The sequence below is a fragment of the Candidatus Accumulibacter sp. ACC003 genome (assembly GCF_907163085.1).
Taxonomy (GTDB): domain Bacteria; phylum Pseudomonadota; class Gammaproteobacteria; order Burkholderiales; family Rhodocyclaceae; genus Accumulibacter.
On record NZ_CAJQTX010000005.1, the window covers coordinates 572,224 to 590,096 of the forward strand.

Below are 17,873 nucleotides of genomic sequence, written 5' to 3' on the forward strand. Positions count from 1 at the left end.
CAGCCTCGGCGCCCGTGCTAAAATTTCTGGCCAGATACCTTGACTTGGGTCAACTCCAGCCAGGCAGCGCCTGCGTCTGGTTGTCCGGGAGGCCTTGATGAGCCTGGTTGTTGCGCAGACACCAACCGCCCGGACGTGGCTGGCCCGCCCGAACAGCTCGCTTTCGGTGACGGCAAGGAACTGGTTATTTGTCGTCACGGCTGCTGCTTCCGGCTCGATCGCTTTCACTTTCTCGTATTTTGGCGCTTGGCCGGTGCTGCCATTCACCGGCCTGGATCTCGCCCTGTTGTGGTACGCGCTGCGCTATGTAGAAAAAAAGGCCGCTGATTTCGAGAAGATTAGCATCGAGTCGGAACGGCTGACGATCGAGATCCGCCGCGGCGCGCGCCTTGAGCGCCATGAGTTTCCCCGCTACTGGGCGCGCCTGCAGTGCTCAAGGCCGGCGGGGCAATTTGGCCTGCGGCTGCTGATCTGCTCGCATGGCAAAGAGGTCGAAGTCGGTCGCTTGCTGACCGATGAACAAAAAGTGCTGCTCGGCAACGAGTTGAAAAGAAACCTGGGTGCGGCGTGGCCCGGAACGACTCTCTAGGGAGCGCAGTTCAAGATGCTTCATCGTTGCTGTTTGCGGATGGGTGCTTTTTCGCCGGGTATTTTGGCGCTTGCCTTTCCGTCTTCGTCTGCTGCCGATTCCAGTGCCGGCTTGCACGCCCCTGTTGCCGCGATCGGCCGCGTGCCGCTGGCGATGCACGCTTACTTCGTGCTGATCGTCGCGGTGTTGTTCGTCGTGGTGTTTGCCGTCATGATCTATTCCTTGGCCAAGCACCGGAAGAGCGCCGACGACCAGTCCGGCAGGTTTACCGGGCCGACCGGGACCGTGCAGTGGTTGTGGGCGATGGTGCCGTTTGCCATTCTGCTGTTCGTCGTCTACGCCCTGATCAGTCAGTACTGCAGCAGTTGAGCGATGACGCCCGCGCTTGCCAGCGAACGCTGATGGCCCTGCCGGGCGGCGTGCTGGTGTGACCGGCGCGAGAGACGCCTAGAGAGTCGAGACTTCGAGTGCCCGCCGAGGTCGGCGGTGTTGGTGGGCAGCATAGGACAGGAAAGCATATGGCAGTGATCAGTAGCAGTTCCCGACGTTCGCCTGGGCAGCGCCTAGAGGCTTTTTTCGCTTTGTGCAAACCGCGGGTCAACAGCCTCATCGTCTTCACAGCGATGATCGGGATGTTTCTGGCGGCGCCGGCCTTCCCGCCGTTTGGCCTCTTCGTCGCGGCATCCGTTGGAATTGCGCTGGTCGCCGGTGCCGCGGCAGCGATCAATTGCCTAATCGAGAAACAGATCGATGCGCTGATGGCGCGTACGCGTGCTCGCCCGACGGCGCGTGGCGAGGTCTCGGCGGCAGAAACGCTGACCCTGGCAACGCTGGTTGGTGGCCTCGGACTCGGGATTCTGCACGTCTTCGTCAATCCGCTGACGATGTGGTTGACGCTGGCCACCTTTCTCGGCTACGCGGTGATCTACACGGCGCTGCTGAAGCCGGCGACACCGATGAATATCGTCATCGGCGGCGCTTCCGGTGCGATGCCGCCGCTGCTCGGCTGGACGGCGATCACCGGCCAGGTTGGCCCGGAAGCGCTGGTCCTGTTCCTGATCATCTTCATCTGGACCCCGCCACATTTCTGGGCCCTGGCGTGTTACCGCTGCGCCGACTACGCCAAATCCGGCTTGCCGATGCTGCCCGTGACTCATGGCATCCGCCTGACCTGCCTGCACAGCCTGCTCTACGTGGTGATGCTCACCGCGGCGACTATCCTGCCGTATACGCTTGGCATGAGTGGTCCATGGTATCTGGCGGCAGCGCTAATTCTCGATGCGATTTTCCTGGTCTACAGCGTCACCCTGTGGCGTGACTACAGCGACAAGCTGGCGAGGCTGACCTTCCGCTATTCAATCATCTACCTGACGCTGCTGTTTGCGGCGCTGCTGGTCGACCACTTCCTGCGCTGATCGATCAGGCCGCGAGCGCGGCCAGCAGTTTCTCGTGGATGCCGCCAAAACCGCCGTTGCTCATCACCAGGAGCCGGTCGCCGGGGCGGCTGCTGGCGACAATCTGCTCGACCAGACGCTCGAGATCATTGGCGACAAGCGCCTTGTAGCCGAGCGGTGCGAGTGCTTCGGCGGCGTTCCAGTCGAGCCCGCCGGCGTAGCAGAAGACCAGGTCGGCGTCAGCCAGGCTGCCTGGCAGCAAGGCCTTCATGACGCCCAGCTTCATGGTGTTCGAGCGCGGTTCGATGATCGCCAGGATGCGTGCGGCTCCGACCTTGCGCCGCAAACCGGCGAGGGTCGTGGCAATCGCCGTCGGGTGGTGCGCGAAATCGTCGTAGACCTCGACACCGTTGGCGCTGCCGCGCAGCTCGAGGCGACGCTTGACGCTCGCGAAATCGGCCAGCGCCGCCAGCCCCTGCGCGAACGGCACGCCGGCGTGCCTGGCCGCGAGCAGCGCCGCCAGCGCGTTGTGGCGATTATGGTCGCCGGTCAGCTGCCAGTGGGTGCTGCCGAGCACTTGTTCGCCGTGCCGCAAATGCAGCGTGCCATCGACGTCGTCGCCGTCGACCCACCAGCCAGCGCGATCGTTGAAGCGCTCGACCGGTGTCCAGCAGCCGCGCGCCAGGACACGTTCCAGACTGTCTTCCGCGGCATTCGACACGAGCAGACCATTGCTCGGCAGGGTGCGCACCAGATGGTGAAATTGCGTCTCGATCGCCGCTAGATCGGCGAATATGTCCGCATGATCGAACTCCAGGTTGTTGAGCACGGTGGTTCGCGGATGGTAATGGACGAACTTCGACCGCTTGTCGCAGAAAGCGCTGTCGTATTCGTCGGCTTCGATCACGAAGAACGGCGAATTGACGTCGTTTCCGTATAGCCGTGCGGAGACCGCGAAATTCATGGGTACGCCACCAATCAGGAAACCGGGAGCAAGGCCGGCACACTCGAGCAGCCATGCCAGCATGGCGGCCGTCGTCGTCTTGCCGTGCGTGCCGGCGACGGCCAGCACCCAGCGTCCCTTGAGAACGTGCTCGGCCAGCCACTGCGGCCCCGAGAGGTAGGGCAGGCGACGGTCGAGGATTTCTTCGAGCAGTGGATTGCCGCGCGAAATGGCGTTGCCAACCAGATAGCAGTCGGGCTCAAAAGAAGTTTGCGCGGCGTCGTAACCTTCGACGAGTTCGATTTGTGCCGCTTCGAGCTGCGCGCTCATCGGCGGATAGACGGCGCTGTCGCAGCCTGTCACCCGGTGGCCGGCGGCGCGCGCCAGCTGCGCCACGCCGCCCATGAAGGTACCGCAGATGCCGAGGATATGAATGTGCATGTCAGCGATCCAAGTTAGAATCGGGAAGTGACGCGAGTAGGGCGCGATTGTACGCCTCACCGCGCCGTGCTTCCGCTTTGTCATTTGCCAACCGACGCCGCCATGAGCAGCCGACAGGATCGCCAGAACAACGCCCAGCAGCGCAGCCTCATTGCCAGCCTCGCGGCACGCCTGATGGCCGAAGATGGTATCAACGCGCCGGCTCTGGCCAAACGCAAGGCGGTGCGCCGCCTGGGCTTGCCGGACAGCGCGCCGATGCCCGAAGACCGTGAAGTCGAGGTCGAGCTGCGAACTTATCAGCGCCTCTTTCAGGACGACGAGCAGCGGGCGAGAAACCTGCACCTGCTGCGCGTTGCCGCGCGCTTGATGACCGTGGTGCAGCGCTTCAACCCCTACCTGAGCGGTTCGGTGCTCGACGGCACCGCCGGCCGTCACGCGGAGATCGACATCCAGCTCTTCACCGACAGTGCCAAGGACGTCGAGATCTTCCTGCTCAACGAGCGTATCGATTACCGTCACAGCCAACCGCGCAGCGACCGTGCCGAAGCCGTTCTGACCATTTTCAGCGATGACGCGGTGGTCAACCTGGTGGTCTACCCGCGTGCTGAAGAGCGCGTCAACTTCCGGACGCGTGCCGGCCGGGTACGCGAACACGCGCGCCTCGAGGTGGTTAACAAGTTGCTTGCACAATGAGCCGGCGACAAGGCTTGCTGCTTGGGCTGTTTGCCGCGATCTTCGCGATTCTGGCGGGGTTTTACGCGTTATCGCAGCGTTTTGACACGCGTCAGCAGGATTTGTCTGCTGACGACGCAGCCGTCGTCGAGCGTTTCTTCGCCACCAGTCTGGACGATGTACACGGGCAAGCGCAGGCGTTCTCGCAGTGGCAGGGCAAGACCCTGGTGGTCAACTTCTGGGCCACCTGGTGCCCGCCGTGCCGCGATGAAATGCCGGCGTTTTCGCGCTTGCAGAGACTTCATGGAGCGAAGGGCGTTCAATTTGTCGGTATCGCGCTGGATTCTGCCGAAAGTGTGCTGGATTTTTCGCAACTCCAGCGCGTCACCTATCCGCTGCTGATCGGCGGCGCACGCGGCATCGAACTGGCGCAACAATTCGGCAACGTGACGCTGGCTCTTCCCTATACGGTCGTCATCAGTCCAGCGAAAAAGGTCGATCTGGTCCGGCTGGGGCCTTTGTCGGAGGTCGAACTGGACCGCTTTCTGCACCAGGCGACGTCTCGCTGAAGACGTGTTGCTGGACAGAATGCCGCGATTTGCGGCAAAATCCGGCCCATGAAGAAGCAAAAGAACACTACCGCGGAAACTGACAAGGCGTCGCAGCTTCCCCGGCTACTGGTTCTGCACGGCCCCAATCTCAATCTCCTCGGTACCCGCGAACCCAGATACTACGGTTCGACCACCCTGGCCGAGATCAATATGGCTCTGGCTCACCGTGCCGAGGGTGCTGGAGTCAACCTCGAGTCCTTCCAGAGCAACCATGAGGGAGCACTGATCGAGCGCGTGCACGCCGCTGGCGAACAGGGCGTCCGCTACATGATCATCAATCCCGCAGCGTACACTCATACCAGCGTCGCGCTTCGCGATGCCGTCGCCGGGACCGCGATTCCGTTTATCGAAGTCCACCTCTCCAACGTGCATGCGCGTGAGTCTTTCCGCCAGCAATCATACTTTTCCGATCTGGCGATTGGCGTCATCTCCGGCCTTGGCAGCGAGGGTTACCTGTTGGCCCTCGAGTATCTGCTGAGCAAGGTTTCGGCAGAGTGAGGCCGGCGCGCCGCGGCGAATGCCGGCAGGCGCCGGTATCAGGGTGTGGCCGCAAGCAAGACTATTCATCCGGAGAGAATTCATGGATCTGCGCAAACTGAAGAAACTCATCGATCTCGTCGAGGGGTCGAGCATTACCGAACTCGAGATCAACGATGCCGAGGAAAAAGTTCGCATCGTCAAGAATGGCGGAGCGATTGCCCACCAGGCCTACGCGATGTCGCTGGCCACGCCGGTGCCGCTAATGTCGGCAGCGCCAGGCGCGGCCGCCGCGCCGCCCGATGAGCCCGAGTTTCCGGAGGGCGAGATGCTCAAGTCGCCGATGGTCGGCACCTTCTACCGGGCCTCGGGCCCCAGCGCCGAGCCTTTTGTCGAGATCGGCAGCGTCGTCAAGGCAGGCGACACGCTATGCATCATTGAAGCGATGAAGTTGCTCAACGAGATCGACGCCGACCGGGCTGGGACGGTCGTCGCGATCCTGGTCGAGAATGGTGAACCGGTAGAGTACGGCGAACCTCTGTTCATCATCGGCTAACGGTCATGAGCATTCGCGACACCCTCGATCATGCCCGTCATGACCGTTTCCCTCGCACTTGCAGTGCGCATTCCGGCTTGCACGCCGGCATCGTTCGCCGGGCAGGGAGCATGCGCCCTGAATTTCCCGCCTCACCCCGGCCCTTCTTCGGCAGCGGCGGAGAAGGGACATTCGTGGGTCGCACGCGCGACTTTCACAGCAAGGAGAGGTGTCAGTCATGTTCGGCAAAGTCCTGATCGCCAATCGCGGAGAAATTGCTCTTCGCATCCAGCGCGCGTGCCGCGAACTCGGTATCAAGACCGTCGTCGTCCATTCGGAGGCGGACCGCGACGCCAAGTACGTCAGGCTTGCCGACGAATCGGTGTGCATCGGCCCGCCCGCTTCGGCGCTGAGCTATCTCAATGTGCCGGCGATCATCTCGGCGGCCGAGGTGACCGACGCCGAAGCGATTCACCCGGGCTATGGCTTTCTCTCCGAGAACGCCGATTTTGCCGAGCGCGTTGAGTCTTCGGGTTTCGTCTTCATCGGCCCTCGCCCGGAAACGATTCGCCTGATGGGCGACAAGGTGTCCGCTAAAAACGCCATGCGCGCTGCCGGGGTTCCGTGTGTTCCCGGCTCCGAAGGCGCTTTGTCCGACGATCCCAAGGATATCCTGCGCATGGCCAGGGACGTTGGTTACCCGGTGATCATCAAGGCCGCCGGTGGTGGTGGCGGTCGTGGCATGCGTGTCGTCCATACGGAAGCGGCGCTGGCCAACGCGGTGACCATGACTCGCGCCGAGGCGCAGACTTTTTTCGGCAATCCCAACGTTTACCTCGAGAAGTACCTCGAAAACCCGCGGCACATCGAGATCCAGGTTCTTGCCGACAGCTTCCGGAATGCCGTCCACCTTGGTGAGCGCGATTGTTCGATGCAGCGCCGTCACCAGAAGATCATCGAGGAGGCGCCGGCCCCGGGTATCGCGGTGCGCCACATCACGCGTATCGGCGAGCGTTGCGCCGAAGCGTGCCGGCGGATCAACTATCGCGGTGCGGGCACCTTCGAGTTCCTCTACGAGAACGGCGAGTTCTATTTCATCGAGATGAATACGCGCATCCAGGTCGAGCATCCGGTTACCGAGTTGATCAGCGGCGTCGACCTGGTCAACGAGCAGATCCGCATCGCGCACGGTGAGCGGCTGCGCTTCAAGCAGCGCGACCTCGCATTCCGCGGCCACGCCATCGAATGCCGGATCAATGCCGAAGACCCGTTTACCTTTGTTCCTTCGCCGGGCAAGATCACCTTTTATCATCCGCCGGGCGGCCCCGGCATCCGCGTTGACTCGCATATCTATCAGGGTTACACGGTTCCGTCGCACTATGACTCGATGGTCGCCAAGGTGATTTCCTACGGTGACACTCGTGACCAGGCGATTCGTCGGATGCGTACGGCACTATCGGAAATGAGCATCGAGGGGATCAAGACCAATATCGCGCTCCATCAGGAACTGATGCACGACGCGCGGTTCATGGAAGGCGGCACGAGTATTCACTATCTCGAACAGCGCTTGGCCGCCAAGAACGAGGTCAAGAGGGACAGCTGACCGGCGCCGATCATCATGACCTGGCTATCCATCAGCATCGAGACCGACTGCCTGCACGCCGAAGCGCTGGCTGACGCACTGCTGGCAGAAGGCGCGCTGGCCGCCAGCATCGAGGACGCCGACGCCGGGACGCCGGACGAAACGCCGCAGTTCGGCGAACCCGGCGCGGCGACACGGCCGGGCTGGGAGCGCTCACGCGTCGTCGCGCTGCTCAAGCCGGAAACCGATGCGGCGCGACTGATCGACGTCTGCGCGGCGATCGCCGGACTAGTCGAGGTGCCGGCCTACGCCCAGGAAGACGTGGCCGAACAGGATTGGGTGCGCGTCACGCAGGCGCAGTTCGAACCGATTCGCGTCTCGGAGCGTTTGTGGATCGTTCCCTCGTGGCATCAGGCACCCGATCCCGAGGCGATTGTTTTGGTCCTCGACCCGGGAATGGCTTTCGGCACCGGCTCGCATCCAACGACGCGCCTGTGCCTGGAATGGCTCGAAGGCTGCGTTGCTCCGGCAAAATCGGTTCTCGACTACGGTTGTGGATCGGGAATTCTGGCGATCGCCGCGGCCCGGCTCGGCGCCTCCGAAGTGCTCGGAGTCGACATCGACGAGCAGGCGGTGACTGCTTCGATCAGCAACGCCGAGCGCAATGGCGTCGGCGTCCGTTTCCAGAGTTCGCAAGACGCGCTGACCGGCCAGTTCGATATCGTTGTCGCCAACATCCTGGCCAACCCGCTGAAGGTGCTGGCACCAGCGATCTGCGGCCACGTCCGGCCGGGCGGCAGGCTGGCGCTGTCGGGAATTCTGTGCGAACAGGCTGAGCAGCTGATCGCTGCCTATGCGCCTCATCTGCCGCTCCACATAGCCGACACGCGCGACGGCTGGGTGTGCCTGGCGGGCGTCAAGGAATGAGCCAATGAAGACCTGCTGTCCAGGCTGTCAGACCGTCTTTCGCGTCAGCTCCGAGCAACTCAAGGCACGCGCTGGCAAGGTCCGCTGCGGCCAATGCCGAAAGGTCTTCAACGCCATCGAGGGCCTGGTCGACGACGGCGAAGCGGTCGTCAGTGCGCCGCTCGCGGCGGCGCCCGACGGCGGCGAGCGGAACACGGCGACGCCGACGGTAGCCGTGCTGCTGCGCCAGCAGGAGGCCGACGACGGCTCGCTCGAACTGCCCGCCGCCAGCAGTGCTTCGGCCAGCCGCGATGGCGACGTTGCCGAGGCGCTTACCGGCAGCGAGCCGGCCGCTTCGCCGCCTGATTCACCGCCTGATTCACCGCCTGATTCACCGCCCGATTCGCCGCTCGATTCAACGCTCGAGCTACCGCCCGACTTGCCGGTCATTACCGCCACGCCCGCGGAGCCGGCGGCGATGCCGGAAAGCGCCGCGCTGGCGAGCATCGGCATGGTCGTTCCCGGCGAAACCAGGGAAGCCGCCGGCCATGACCGCTGGCTGGAAGGCGCGATCAGCAAGCCCGTATCGGCAACGGCCGGCAAGCGGCCGAGCGGCCCCTTCGTGATCGCCATCGTGCTCTTGCTGCTGCTGCTCATCGGCCAGCTGATCTTTCATTTCCGCGGCACCATGGTCCTTATCGCACCCAGCTTGCGACCCGCGCTGGCCGTTCTCAGCACCGCGCTTGGTACCACCATCCCGCTGCCACGGCACGCCGATCTGGTGAGTATCGAAGCTTCCGATCTGCAGAGCGAAGCCGGGCGCAACAAGCTGCTGGCACTACAGGCTACGCTACGCAACCGGGCCAGCTATGCGCAGGCCTTGCCGGCGATCGAACTGACCCTGACCGCGGCCGACGACAAGGCTGTCGTCCGCCGCGTATTCATGCCCGAGGAGTATCTGCCGCCGAGCGCGCTGGCCGAAGGCTCGTTCCCGGCCAATGGCGACCTCGACGTCCGCCTGACGCTCGACGCCAAGGAGGTCGACGCGGCGGGCTACCGGCTATACGTCTTTTACCCGTGAGCACGTGCCTCGGCGGCGAGCCGTGCGAGCGATCGGCTGCGGTGCCTCATTCATTCAACGCTGTCAATATTCCCTGAAAAATCCATGTCCACACTGATTTGCGGTTCAATCGCCTTCGACAACATCATGGTTTTCCATGATCGCTTCAAGAATCACATCCTGCCCGAGCAGATCCACATCCTGAACGTCGCTTTCCTGGTCCCCGAGATGCGCCGCGAGTTTGGCGGCTGCGCCGGCAATATTGCCTACAACCTGAAATTGCTCGGCGGCGAGCCATTGATCATGGCCACCGTCGGTGACGACGCCGATCCCTATCTGCTGCGGCTCGACGAGCTTGGTCTGTCGCGGGCGCATGTGCGCCGGATCGCTGGCAGCTTTACGGCGCAGGCTTTCATTACCACCGACCTCGACGACAACCAGATCACCGCCTTTCACCCCGGCGCAATGACCAGCTCGCACGACAATCGGGTGGTCGATGCGCCGGGTGCGACGCTGGCCATCGTCGCTCCCGACGGGCGTGACGGCATGCTCCAACACGCCCACGACCTGGCCGCCGCCGGCGTGCCCTTCATCTTTGACCCTGGCCAGGGTTTGCCGATGTTCTCGGGCGACGATCTGATGAGCTTCATGAAGCTGGCTGATTACGCCTGTTTCAACGACTACGAGGCGAAGCTGCTGTGTGACCGGACGGGGCGCACCCTCGAACAGCTCGCCGGCGAAGTGCAGGCCCTGATCGTCACGCTTGGCGGCGAAGGTTCGCGAATTCACGCGGGTGGCGGCTGGCACGACATTCCCTGCGTCAAGCCGACGGCGCTGATCGACCCCACGGGCTGTGGCGATGCCTACCGCTCGGGCCTGCTGTACGGCATCAGCGCTGGCTGGGATTGGCCCAAGACGGGTCGGCTGGCGGCGGTGATGGGAGCGCTCAAGATCGCCCATCGGGGTGGCCAGAACCATCGGCCGAGCCGCGAGGAAATTGCCGCTCTTTTTGCCGGAGCGTTCGGCAGCAGTCCCTGGTAGAGATCGGCGTGCTAGCCGCCAGCGCGCTCGGAACTGCGAGCGCTGCCCGCCAACTTGCACTCGTTGGCCAGCGGCCGTCCGCTTCTGGCGTCCATCAGGACGCCTTTCCACGGCAGGTCAATCCACAGCAAGCCATGCTGCCGGTCCTCGTAGCGCGGCAGGCCGGACGTCGAATCGTAGCGCAGCAGCGTGCGGCGATTGCCCTGCCAGCTGATTTCGATCAGATTGCTGTTGATCGTGTCGCGTTGAATCTGCACGTTTTGCCCGGACTCGCAGCGATAGACGCCGCTGGCCAGCTTGAACTGCAGCTGTTGGCCGTCGCCGCTGACCACCGCCTGGCGTGGCGAAGCTTCGGGTTCTGGTCGCGTCAGTATGCACGCGGCCAGCAGGCCGCAGAGAAAAATGATGATGATCGGACGATGCGGCGTCACGGGTCAGCCTCAATATATGGAAAGCACTTGAAGATAGCACGGCAAACGGCTGGAAATCCAGCTGTTTTGCGGCGCTGCCTGTCTTGGCAAGCGGCCTTGGTGACGCCGTCTTTCGGCGGGATGGATGGCCAACAGCGAGGTCTCCAGCTTGGTGTCGCCGACGATGAATGAACGCGAGGCGCTGCTGGCCACGGCGCTGCGGGCAGTCGAGACGGTCGACGGCGATCGGCGGCTGTGGACCGACGATGATCGCTCGTGGTCCAGCCAGGCGGCGGCCGAAGCCGTCGGTGAAGGCGCCAGCGCCGCGGTTTTCGTCGGCCGTCGCGCCGCTCTGGCGCTGGAACGTCTGCGCGGCCGCGACGCGGCCCTCGTTGGCGTCGTCGACGGCCTGCTCTGGCGGCCGTGGATCGGCGGGCTGGTGATGCTGCTGGCGCTTTTTGCCGGCGTCGCCATCGACCGTATCGGTTCGGCACAGGAGATCAACCTGCTGGCACCGCCGGTACTCGGCCTGCTGGCCTGGAACGTCGGCGTCTACCTCGTCATCCTGGTCGCTTTGCTGTCGCGCCGGCGACGAGCTGGCCGCGCAGCCGGGCCCTTGCGCCGCTTCCTTGGCGCCTGCGTGGGCGCCAGCGGTCGCTTGCCGCGGCATCGGCAAGGGCCGATGCCGGCGGCGATTCTGGCGCGCCTGATCGGCGACTGGAGCGCCGTCGCCGCACCCCTGCACGGCGCTCGGCTGGCGCGTATCCTGCATTTCTCGGCGGCGCTGTTTGCCGTCGGCCTCGTTGCCGGACTTTACCTGCGCGGCTTCGCCGTCGAATATCGCGCCACCTGGGAAAGTACTTTCCTTGGCGCCGACGCCGCGCACGCGCTGCTGACGGCAATGCTGGCGCCCGGCGTTTGGTTGACCGGTGGCGCCTTGCCCGACGTCGCTGCGCTGGCGGCGATTCGCTCGGGGGCGTGGCCAGCGACCGAGAACGCGGCGCCCTGGCTACACCTGCTGGCGGCGACCATCGTCGTCGTCGTCGTCGTGCCGCGAATCGTGCTTGGCGTGTTCAGTGCTTTTGTCGAACGGCGTCGATCCAGGCAGCTGCTCACGCGCTTCGACGAGCCCTATTATCAGCGCCTGTTGCACGGCTACCACGCCGGGCCGGTGCAGCTGACGGTGATTCCCTACAGTTATCATCCTTTGCCGATCGCGCTGGCCGGCTTGCAAACGCTGCTCGGCCGGGTCTTCGGGAGCAAGGCAGCGATTCGCTGCACGGCGCCGGTGAACTATGGCGACGAGGATGCGCTGCCGGCTGCCGCGCGGCCCGACGGTAACGGCCCGCTGATCGCGCTGTTCAGCCTGGCGGCGACGCCGGAACGCGAAACGCAGGGGGCTTTTGTCGCTGCCTTGCGCGCGGCGGCGAGCGCCGCGCCGCTGCTGGTGCTGGTCGACGAAGCCCCGTGGCACGCCCGCTTCGACGCCGACGCCAAACGTCTGGCGGCGCGCCGTTCGGCGTGGCGGGCCGAACTCGCCGCCGTCACAGAAGGTGCCGAACTCGCCAATCGTGGTCTTGTTCCGGTATTCGTCAATCTGGCAAAACTCGATCTGGCGTCGGCGCAAGACGAGATCGAACGCCGTCTGGAAGGCTCCTTGTGAACGATTTTCTGATTTCTCTGTCGCTGATTTCGCACACCAACGCGGGCAAGACGACGCTCGCGCGCACGCTGCTCGGGCGCGACATCGGTGAAATTCGTGACGCGCCGCACGTGACCGTCGACAACACCGTCCACTCGCTGATCAGCACGCCGGCCGGCGACGAACTGGTACTTTGGGACACGCCGGGATTTGGCGACAGCGCGCGGCTGGCCAAGCGCCTGCGCCAGCAAGGCAACCCGATCGGCTGGTTTATGGGGCAGGTATGGGATCGCTTTCGTGATCGCTCCTTGTGGTTCTCGCAGCAGGCAGTGGCGAACGTACGTGACCAGGCGGACGTCGTACTCTATCTGGTCAACGCCGCCGAAGAGCCAGGCGACGCCGGTTACCTCGAGCCCGAGTTGGCGATTCTGGAATGGATCGGCAAACCGGTGATCGTGCTCCTCAACCAGACCGGCCGCTGCCGACCCGGCGACGAAGAGGCCGCCGAGCACGAGCGCTGGCGGCAACTTCTCGGCGGCTACCAGGCGGTTCGTGCGGTGCTGCCACTGGACGCTTTCGCGCGCTGCTGGGTGCAGGAGATGATGCTTTTTCGCGAAGTCGGCAAAGTGCTGCCAAGCGAGCGCCAGCCGGCCTACACGCGCCTGATCGACGCCTGGCAGCAGCGCCGGGAGGAGCAGTTCGACGCGGCGATGGCGGTTCTCGCGGAAACCCTGGCAGCTGCCGCGCTGGATATCGAAATCTTGCCGGAAACGCGCGTCAAGGGAGCTTTACGCGACCTCGGGCGGGCCCTGGGTCTGCCGCACAAGGACGGCGACGACGACAAGGCGCGCGCTTTGCTGGCGCTCGGCGGACGACTCGACGCCGACCTCAGAGCGGCGCTCGATCGGCTGATCGCCATCCATCAACTCGAGGGTCACGCCAGCGAAGAACTGTTGCGGCGGATCGCGCGGACGGTGACCGTCGAGGCGCCGGTCAACGAGAAGAAGGCGGCGCTGATGGGCGGCGCGCTGTCGGGCGCGCTGACCGGTATCGGCGTCGACATTGCACACGCCGGCATGACACTCGGCACGGGCATGATTACCGGCGCCGTTCTCGGCGCGCTTGGCGGTGCCGGCGTCGCTCGCGGCGTCAACATCGTGCGCGGCCGACGCGGTACCACCCTGCGCTGGGACGATGCCTTCCTCGCCGAACTGGTGGTCAGCTCGTTGCTGCGCTACCTGGCGGTGGCGCATTACGGGCGCGGGCGCGGCGAGTGGCAGGAGACCGAGTATCCCGCGTTCTGGCCTCCGCTGGTCAGCGCCGCCGTCGCCGAGGCCAGCGACGCGCTGACCGGTAGCTGGTCGGCGCGCGCTGCCGGCCAGGCGCCGGGCATCGTCGCCGCGCGGGTGCAGCCGGTAATCGACGAAATCGCCCGAACGATTCTCGATCGCCTCTATCCGGGAGTCCTCGCCAGTGCCGCCGCGCCATCGGCAAGCGACGCTAACGGTCATGACATGTTGACAGACCTCAGATCATGAAAGTCATGACCGTTTCCCTCTCACTTACAGTGCGCATTCCGGCTTGCAAGCCGGAATCGTTCGCCGGGCAGGGAGCAGGCTCCCTGAATTCCCCGCCTCACCCCCGGCCCTTCTCCCGCAAGGGGAGACGGGAGTTTCGTGAGTCGCTTGCGCGACTTTCACATTAGAGCCTAGCCGTGGAGTGGTTCGCGCTGCTCGTCGCCGGCGTCTTCGAATGGGGTTGGCCGGTCGGACTCAAGCTTGGCTGGTCGGACAGCGGCACGCATTGGGGATGGTTGGCCTTCGCCGCCGGCTGCATCGCCGCCAGCGGCGCCTTGTTGCTGATTGCCCAGCGACGGATCGCCATCGGCACCGCCTACGCGGTGTGGACCGGCATCGGTGCGGTCGGCACCTTCCTGCTCGGCATTGTCCTGTTTGGCGAGGCGGCGACCGTCGAGCGCTTCGCTTTCGTCGGCCTGATCGTGGCCGGCATCGTCGGCCTCAAAGCGTCGTCGAAATAGGCGCCGACGATGGACTGGATCGCCATTTTCCTCGCCGGCGTCTGCGAGTGTGGGTGGCCGCTCGGCCTCAAGCTTGGCCACGGCGAGCGTGGCACGCACTGGGGATGGATCGCCTTCGCCGTTGTCTGCATCGTCGCCAGTGGCGCCTTGTTGCTCTACGCGCAGCTGAGCATTCCGATGGGCACCGCGTACGCGGCGTGGACCGGCATCGGCGCGGTCGGCACCTTTGCTCTCGGCATCCTGGTGTTCAAGGAACCGGCTCGACTGGCTCGTTTCGTCTCGGTCGGGCTGATCGTCGCCGGCATCCTGGGCCTCAAGCTCGTGGCCTAGTTCGGCGTCGGCAAGGGCTGACGTGGGCGATAATGCGCGCTCACCGCGAACGCGCTGGCCGCTCTCCCGGCGAGTTGCCTGGCGCCGCCAGCACCGGTCATGAGCATTCGGACCCCCGCTAAGCAAAGTCATGAACGTTTTCCCTCCACTTGCACGGTAATAGGCCGACCCATGCATCGCACCATCTTTACCACGCCGCTCGTCAACACCGTGTTGCGCGCCTTCTCGGTGAGCTTTCTGAAGCTTGGCGGTTGGCAAGTCGAAGGCTGCCTGCCGCCCGGCGCCAGCAAGAGCGTCTTGATCGCCGCGCCGCACACCAGCAACTGGGATCTGCCGTACACGCTGATGGTCGCTTTCACGCTGCGCCTGAACATTTACTGGATGGGTAAGGCACAGATCTTCAGGCCGCCGTTTCGTGGTCTGATGATGTGGCTGGGCGGCATCCCGGTGCAACGCGAGACGTCCAATAACCTGGTCGCTGCGTCGGCAGCGGCAATCCGGGCGGCCGACGGTCCGGTACAACTGATCGTGCCGCCGGAAGGAACGCGCAGCAAGTCGCGGCAATGGAAGACCGGTTTCTATTACATCGCGGTGAGTGCGCAGGTACCGATCGTGATGGCCTACATGGATTACGAAAAGAAGCGCAGCGGCCTCGGCGCGATTTTCGAACCAAGCGGCGACATCGACGTCGACATGGCGGCGATCAAGGCCTTCTATGCGCCGTTCAAGGGCCGCAACGCGAACCAGTTTCACGCCGACTGAGCGGTGCACGGCGGCAGAGCGCCGCCCTGGTTCAACGGCCCTGCAGTCTTTCCGTCAGTTGTTCGAGGTAACGTTGCAGCAGTGGCCGCGCCTGTTGCCGAAAGATCCGCAGCCGTCCGGTATGGATCAGCACCAGCAGGCCGACGATATGCGCGAACAGTGCGGCAAGCTCAGTTTCGACTTCGGCTGGATCGAGGCCGTACTCGGCCAGCGCGGCGGCCGTCGGTTGCAGCGCGACGCGCAGCTGCGCGTCGAGTTCGCGGCTCAGGCCTTGCGGTCGCACGCCGTGCAACAAGTAGAAACCAAGATCGAGATCGCGCGGATTTTCGCTGTAGAAAGCGAACAAGGCGCCGGCCTTGCTGTTCACCCGGGCGGCCGTGCTGCCGGCGTTTTCTGCGCCAGCGACCGCTGCGTTCAGGCGCGCCAGCGATTCGCCGAGCAAGGCGGCGTAGATTTCCTCCTTGCTCGAAAAATAACTGTAGATCGCCCCCGGCGTGTAGCCGGCGCGCTTGGCGATCTCGCGCAGGCTGGTGCCGTTCAGCCCCAGCTCGAAGAAAGCGCTGCGCGCCGCATCGACCACCAAGCCACGGCGGACCTCGGTCATCGCCGCGGCGCGGCGCGCGCGCGCATCGTCGTCGGGGCCGCCTTCGAGAGCTGTGGTGGTGTTCTTCGCTGACCTTTTGATTGACTCGCGCATGGCCGCATTATACGCTTGACGACAAATTGAACGATGTTAAATAATTTCTAATACCGAGAGGCAAGGCGTATGCAAGACACCCACCAGGCTTTACCATCGGCGACGCTGATGAGCGGCAGCGACTACCGGGAGTCCCTGCGCCGCTACCGGCCGCTGGTCTACGTCGATGGGCGGCGGATCGAGTCGGTGGTCGACGCGCCGGAGTTGCAGCCGGGGATCAATGCCCTGGCGGTGACCTACGACTTTGCTCTTGACGCCGACAAAGCGCCCCTGATGACCGCACATCAGTCAACGCGGGCCAGCGTCGTGAACCGCATGCTGCATATCGACGAGTCGGCGGGCGATCTGCTCAACAAGCTCGAGGCGGTTCGTCTGCTGTGCAAGGAAACCGGCTGCGCGCAGCGCTATCTGGCGCACGATGCGTTGAACGCCATCCATCAGGTCAGCGCGCGCATCGACGACGCGCGTGGCAGCAGCGAGCATCGTGCGCGCTTCGCCGCATACCTGACGCACGTGCAGGACCGCGACCTGTCGCTGGGAATCGCCATGACCGACGCCAAGGGCGACCGCAGCAAGCGCCCGCACCAGCAGGCGAACGCCGATTCCTACCTGCACATCGTCGAGCGCAACGGTCGCGGCATCGTCATCTCCGGCGCCAAGGCGATCGTTACCGGCGCGCCGTACATGCACGAGCTGCTGGTCATGCCGTGCCGCAACATGGGCCCGGAAGACGCCGATTTCGCCGTCTGCTGCGCGCTGCCGGTAGACGCCGAGGGCGTGACCATCGTCTCGCGAGCCGCCGGACGACCTGGCGAGAAGCCAGAGCACGGCCAACCGCTGTTCTCGCGCCGCTATGGGCAAGCGACCGCGGTCGTCCTCTTCGATCGCGTCTTCGTCCCCTGGGAGCGGGTCTTCTACGCCGGCGACTGGCAGCACTCGGGAGCGCTGACCTACAACTACGCGACGCATCACCGCCACAGCTGTATCGCCGCCCGCGCCGGCTTTGGCGACCTGCTGATCGGCGCTGGCGCGCTGATCTGCGAAGCCAACGGCTTCGACCCCGGCGCCGAGTCGAACCTGCGCGACTCGATGGTCGAGCTGATCACCATCGTCGAGGGTTTTTTCGCCTGCGGCGTCGCCGCCAGCGTCTATTCCCGGGCCGACGACGTTAGCGGCAGCTTCATGCCCGACCCGGTCTTTGCCAACGTTGGCAAACTCCTGCTGGCGACCAAGATCTACGACATGCACCGCTTGGCGCACGAAGTCTCGGGCGGCCTGATTGTCGCCCTGCCGGGGCCCGACGAAGACCATAATCCGGCCACCGCCGCCAGTCTGGCCGACGTCTTGCGCGCCAATCCGGACGTCCCTTACGAAAAACGCATTGAGGTCGCACGCTTCATGGAGGATCTCACTGCCTCGTACCAGGCCGGCTGGTATTCGGTGATCAGCCTGCACGGCGGCGGCTCGCCGGCGGCGATGAAGCAGGAGATCTGGCGCACTTACCCGGTTGGTGAGAAAGTGGCTCTGGTCGAGCGGCTACTCGATCGCGGTCTGGTCGACGACCCGGTGCGGCCGATTAGCCGCAACCGCCAACCGGGACGCTGCTGCGACAGCGGCTGCTCGCCGCCCGGGCAAGCGTTGATGGTGCCGCTGCCCGGCCGCGCGAGCCGCGCCAGCGACTGACCAAGCGCCGCCATTCCGCCGGCGCGCGCGACGCCGTGGCTCGGCGCTGCTCGAAACACC

20 protein-coding genes are annotated in these 17,873 nt (G+C 64.6%); 17 read left to right on the plus strand and 3 right to left on the minus strand.

Annotation, left to right across the window (positions count from 1 at the left end; genetic code table 11):
* Window positions 1-97 precede the first annotated feature (97 nt).
* The 3 genes from QZ656_RS12355 (at window position 98) to cyoE (ending at window position 2,004) form a co-directional block, all read left to right on the plus strand.
* Window positions 98-589 carry a DUF2244 domain-containing protein gene (locus QZ656_RS12355; RefSeq protein WP_291993665.1) on the plus strand — a complete coding sequence of 164 codons (492 nt, stop codon included), beginning with the start codon at window positions 98-100 and terminating at the stop codon, window positions 587-589.
* A gap of 15 nt (window positions 590-604) precedes the next feature.
* Window positions 605-958, plus strand: coding sequence for a cytochrome c oxidase subunit II transmembrane domain-containing protein (locus tag QZ656_RS12360; protein WP_291993666.1), 354 nt, complete (start codon window positions 605-607; stop codon window positions 956-958).
* Window positions 959-1,107: 149 nt separating this feature from the next.
* Window positions 1,108-2,004 carry a heme o synthase gene (cyoE, locus tag QZ656_RS12365; RefSeq protein WP_291993667.1) on the plus strand — a complete coding sequence of 299 codons (897 nt, stop codon included), beginning with the start codon at window positions 1,108-1,110 and terminating at the stop codon, window positions 2,002-2,004.
* Between the two features lie 4 nt (window positions 2,005-2,008).
* Here cyoE and mpl read toward each other — a convergent pair whose 3' ends face one another.
* The gene (gene mpl, locus QZ656_RS12370) at window positions 2,009-3,367 is read right to left on the minus strand and encodes a UDP-N-acetylmuramate:L-alanyl-gamma-D-glutamyl-meso-diaminopimelate ligase (RefSeq protein WP_291993668.1); all 1,359 of its coding nucleotides are present in this window, start codon (window positions 3,365-3,367) and stop codon (window positions 2,009-2,011) included.
* Window positions 3,368-3,469: 102 nt separating this feature from the next.
* On the opposite strand from mpl, the gene QZ656_RS12375 reads away from it, so the two are divergent.
* From QZ656_RS12375 to QZ656_RS12410, 8 genes are all read left to right on the plus strand, one after another.
* Window positions 3,470-4,060 carry a hypothetical protein gene (locus QZ656_RS12375; RefSeq protein ID WP_291993669.1) on the plus strand — a complete coding sequence of 197 codons (591 nt, stop codon included), beginning with the start codon at window positions 3,470-3,472 and terminating at the stop codon, window positions 4,058-4,060.
* Complete coding sequence (locus QZ656_RS12380) at window positions 4,057-4,608, plus strand: TlpA disulfide reductase family protein (RefSeq protein WP_291993670.1); 552 nt, start codon at window positions 4,057-4,059, stop codon at window positions 4,606-4,608. The genes QZ656_RS12375 and QZ656_RS12380 overlap by 4 nt, the downstream gene beginning before the upstream one ends.
* A gap of 48 nt (window positions 4,609-4,656) precedes the next feature.
* Window positions 4,657-5,148 (plus strand): type II 3-dehydroquinate dehydratase, encoded by a 492-nt coding sequence (aroQ, locus tag QZ656_RS12385; RefSeq protein WP_291993671.1) that lies wholly within the window; start codon window positions 4,657-4,659, stop codon window positions 5,146-5,148.
* 82 nt (window positions 5,149-5,230) lie between these two features.
* On the plus strand, window positions 5,231-5,683 hold the full coding sequence (gene accB / locus QZ656_RS12390; protein ID WP_291993672.1) for an acetyl-CoA carboxylase biotin carboxyl carrier protein: 453 nt from the start codon (window positions 5,231-5,233) through the stop codon (window positions 5,681-5,683).
* A 217-nt stretch (window positions 5,684-5,900) separates the two neighbouring features.
* Entirely contained in the window at window positions 5,901-7,265 is a 1,365-nt protein-coding gene (gene accC / locus QZ656_RS12395; protein WP_291993673.1) for an acetyl-CoA carboxylase biotin carboxylase subunit, read from the plus strand.
* A 15-nt stretch (window positions 7,266-7,280) separates the two neighbouring features.
* Window positions 7,281-8,171 carry a 50S ribosomal protein L11 methyltransferase gene (gene prmA, locus QZ656_RS12400; protein WP_291993674.1) on the plus strand — a complete coding sequence of 297 codons (891 nt, stop codon included), beginning with the start codon at window positions 7,281-7,283 and terminating at the stop codon, window positions 8,169-8,171.
* A gap of 4 nt (window positions 8,172-8,175) precedes the next feature.
* Entirely contained in the window at window positions 8,176-9,231 is a 1,056-nt protein-coding gene (locus QZ656_RS12405) for a DUF3426 domain-containing protein (RefSeq protein ID WP_291993675.1), read from the plus strand.
* An 84-nt stretch (window positions 9,232-9,315) separates the two neighbouring features.
* Window positions 9,316-10,251 (plus strand): carbohydrate kinase family protein, encoded by a 936-nt coding sequence (locus QZ656_RS12410; RefSeq protein ID WP_291993676.1) that lies wholly within the window; start codon window positions 9,316-9,318, stop codon window positions 10,249-10,251.
* Window positions 10,252-10,262: 11 nt separating this feature from the next.
* On the opposite strand, the gene QZ656_RS12415 is transcribed toward QZ656_RS12410, so the two are convergent.
* Window positions 10,263-10,682, minus strand: a complete 420-nt coding sequence (locus QZ656_RS12415; protein WP_291993677.1) for a hypothetical protein — start codon at window positions 10,680-10,682, stop codon at window positions 10,263-10,265.
* A gap of 163 nt (window positions 10,683-10,845) precedes the next feature.
* Between QZ656_RS12415 and QZ656_RS12420 the strand changes: the two genes are divergently transcribed.
* The 5 genes from QZ656_RS12420 (at window position 10,846) to QZ656_RS12440 (ending at window position 15,433) form a co-directional block, all read left to right on the plus strand.
* Window positions 10,846-12,324, plus strand: coding sequence for a DUF2868 domain-containing protein (locus tag QZ656_RS12420; RefSeq protein WP_291993678.1), 1,479 nt, complete (start codon window positions 10,846-10,848; stop codon window positions 12,322-12,324).
* The gene (locus QZ656_RS12425; protein WP_291993679.1) at window positions 12,321-13,841 is read left to right on the plus strand and encodes a DUF3482 domain-containing protein; all 1,521 of its coding nucleotides are present in this window, start codon (window positions 12,321-12,323) and stop codon (window positions 13,839-13,841) included. Before QZ656_RS12420 ends, QZ656_RS12425 begins: the two co-directional genes overlap by 4 nt.
* Before the next feature lie 176 nt (window positions 13,842-14,017).
* A complete protein-coding gene (locus tag QZ656_RS12430) occupies window positions 14,018-14,341 on the plus strand; it encodes a multidrug efflux SMR transporter (protein WP_291993680.1) in 324 nt (107 codons plus the stop codon).
* A 9-nt stretch (window positions 14,342-14,350) separates the two neighbouring features.
* The gene (locus QZ656_RS12435) at window positions 14,351-14,671 is read left to right on the plus strand and encodes a multidrug efflux SMR transporter (RefSeq protein ID WP_291993681.1); all 321 of its coding nucleotides are present in this window, start codon (window positions 14,351-14,353) and stop codon (window positions 14,669-14,671) included.
* Between the two features lie 171 nt (window positions 14,672-14,842).
* Window positions 14,843-15,433 carry a 1-acyl-sn-glycerol-3-phosphate acyltransferase gene (locus QZ656_RS12440; RefSeq protein WP_291993682.1) on the plus strand — a complete coding sequence of 197 codons (591 nt, stop codon included), beginning with the start codon at window positions 14,843-14,845 and terminating at the stop codon, window positions 15,431-15,433.
* Between the two features lie 31 nt (window positions 15,434-15,464).
* Here QZ656_RS12440 and QZ656_RS12445 read toward each other — a convergent pair whose 3' ends face one another.
* A complete protein-coding gene (locus QZ656_RS12445) occupies window positions 15,465-16,130 on the minus strand; it encodes a TetR/AcrR family transcriptional regulator (RefSeq protein ID WP_291993683.1) in 666 nt (221 codons plus the stop codon).
* Between the two features lie 69 nt (window positions 16,131-16,199).
* Here QZ656_RS12445 and QZ656_RS12450 point away from each other — a divergent pair, with 69 nt between their 5' ends.
* On the plus strand, window positions 16,200-17,813 hold the full coding sequence (locus QZ656_RS12450; RefSeq protein ID WP_291993684.1) for a 4-hydroxyphenylacetate 3-hydroxylase N-terminal domain-containing protein: 1,614 nt from the start codon (window positions 16,200-16,202) through the stop codon (window positions 17,811-17,813).
* Window positions 17,814-17,873 lie beyond the last annotated feature (60 nt).

Excerpts from the sequence above, each read along its gene's own strand:
- QZ656_RS12440 (WP_291993682.1), top strand. The coding sequence starts at position 14,843 with ATGCATCGCACCATCTTTACCACGCCGCTCGTCAACACCGTGTTGCGC.
- QZ656_RS12380 (WP_291993670.1), top strand. The coding sequence starts at position 4,057 with ATGAGCCGGCGACAAGGCTTGCTGCTTGGGCTGTTTGCCGCGATCTTC.
- QZ656_RS12355 (WP_291993665.1), top strand. The coding sequence starts at position 98 with ATGAGCCTGGTTGTTGCGCAGACACCAACCGCCCGGACGTGGCTGGCC.
- QZ656_RS12360 (WP_291993666.1), top strand. The coding sequence starts at position 605 with ATGCTTCATCGTTGCTGTTTGCGGATGGGTGCTTTTTCGCCGGGTATT.
- QZ656_RS12420 (WP_291993678.1), top strand. The coding sequence starts at position 10,846 with ATGAATGAACGCGAGGCGCTGCTGGCCACGGCGCTGCGGGCAGTCGAG.
- accC (WP_291993673.1), top strand. The coding sequence starts at position 5,901 with ATGTTCGGCAAAGTCCTGATCGCCAATCGCGGAGAAATTGCTCTTCGC.
- cyoE (WP_291993667.1), top strand. The coding sequence starts at position 1,108 with ATGGCAGTGATCAGTAGCAGTTCCCGACGTTCGCCTGGGCAGCGCCTA.
- accB (WP_291993672.1), top strand. The coding sequence starts at position 5,231 with ATGGATCTGCGCAAACTGAAGAAACTCATCGATCTCGTCGAGGGGTCG.
- aroQ (WP_291993671.1), top strand. The coding sequence starts at position 4,657 with ATGAAGAAGCAAAAGAACACTACCGCGGAAACTGACAAGGCGTCGCAG.
- QZ656_RS12410 (WP_291993676.1), top strand. The coding sequence starts at position 9,316 with ATGTCCACACTGATTTGCGGTTCAATCGCCTTCGACAACATCATGGTT.
- QZ656_RS12450 (WP_291993684.1), top strand. The coding sequence starts at position 16,200 with ATGCAAGACACCCACCAGGCTTTACCATCGGCGACGCTGATGAGCGGC.
- QZ656_RS12375 (WP_291993669.1), top strand. The coding sequence starts at position 3,470 with ATGAGCAGCCGACAGGATCGCCAGAACAACGCCCAGCAGCGCAGCCTC.
- QZ656_RS12435 (WP_291993681.1), top strand. The coding sequence starts at position 14,351 with ATGGACTGGATCGCCATTTTCCTCGCCGGCGTCTGCGAGTGTGGGTGG.
- QZ656_RS12405 (WP_291993675.1), top strand. The coding sequence starts at position 8,176 with ATGAAGACCTGCTGTCCAGGCTGTCAGACCGTCTTTCGCGTCAGCTCC.
- QZ656_RS12445 (WP_291993683.1), bottom strand. The coding sequence starts at position 16,130 with ATGCGCGAGTCAATCAAAAGGTCAGCGAAGAACACCACCACAGCTCTC.
- mpl (WP_291993668.1), bottom strand. The coding sequence starts at position 3,367 with ATGCACATTCATATCCTCGGCATCTGCGGTACCTTCATGGGCGGCGTG.
- prmA (WP_291993674.1), top strand. The coding sequence starts at position 7,281 with ATGACCTGGCTATCCATCAGCATCGAGACCGACTGCCTGCACGCCGAA.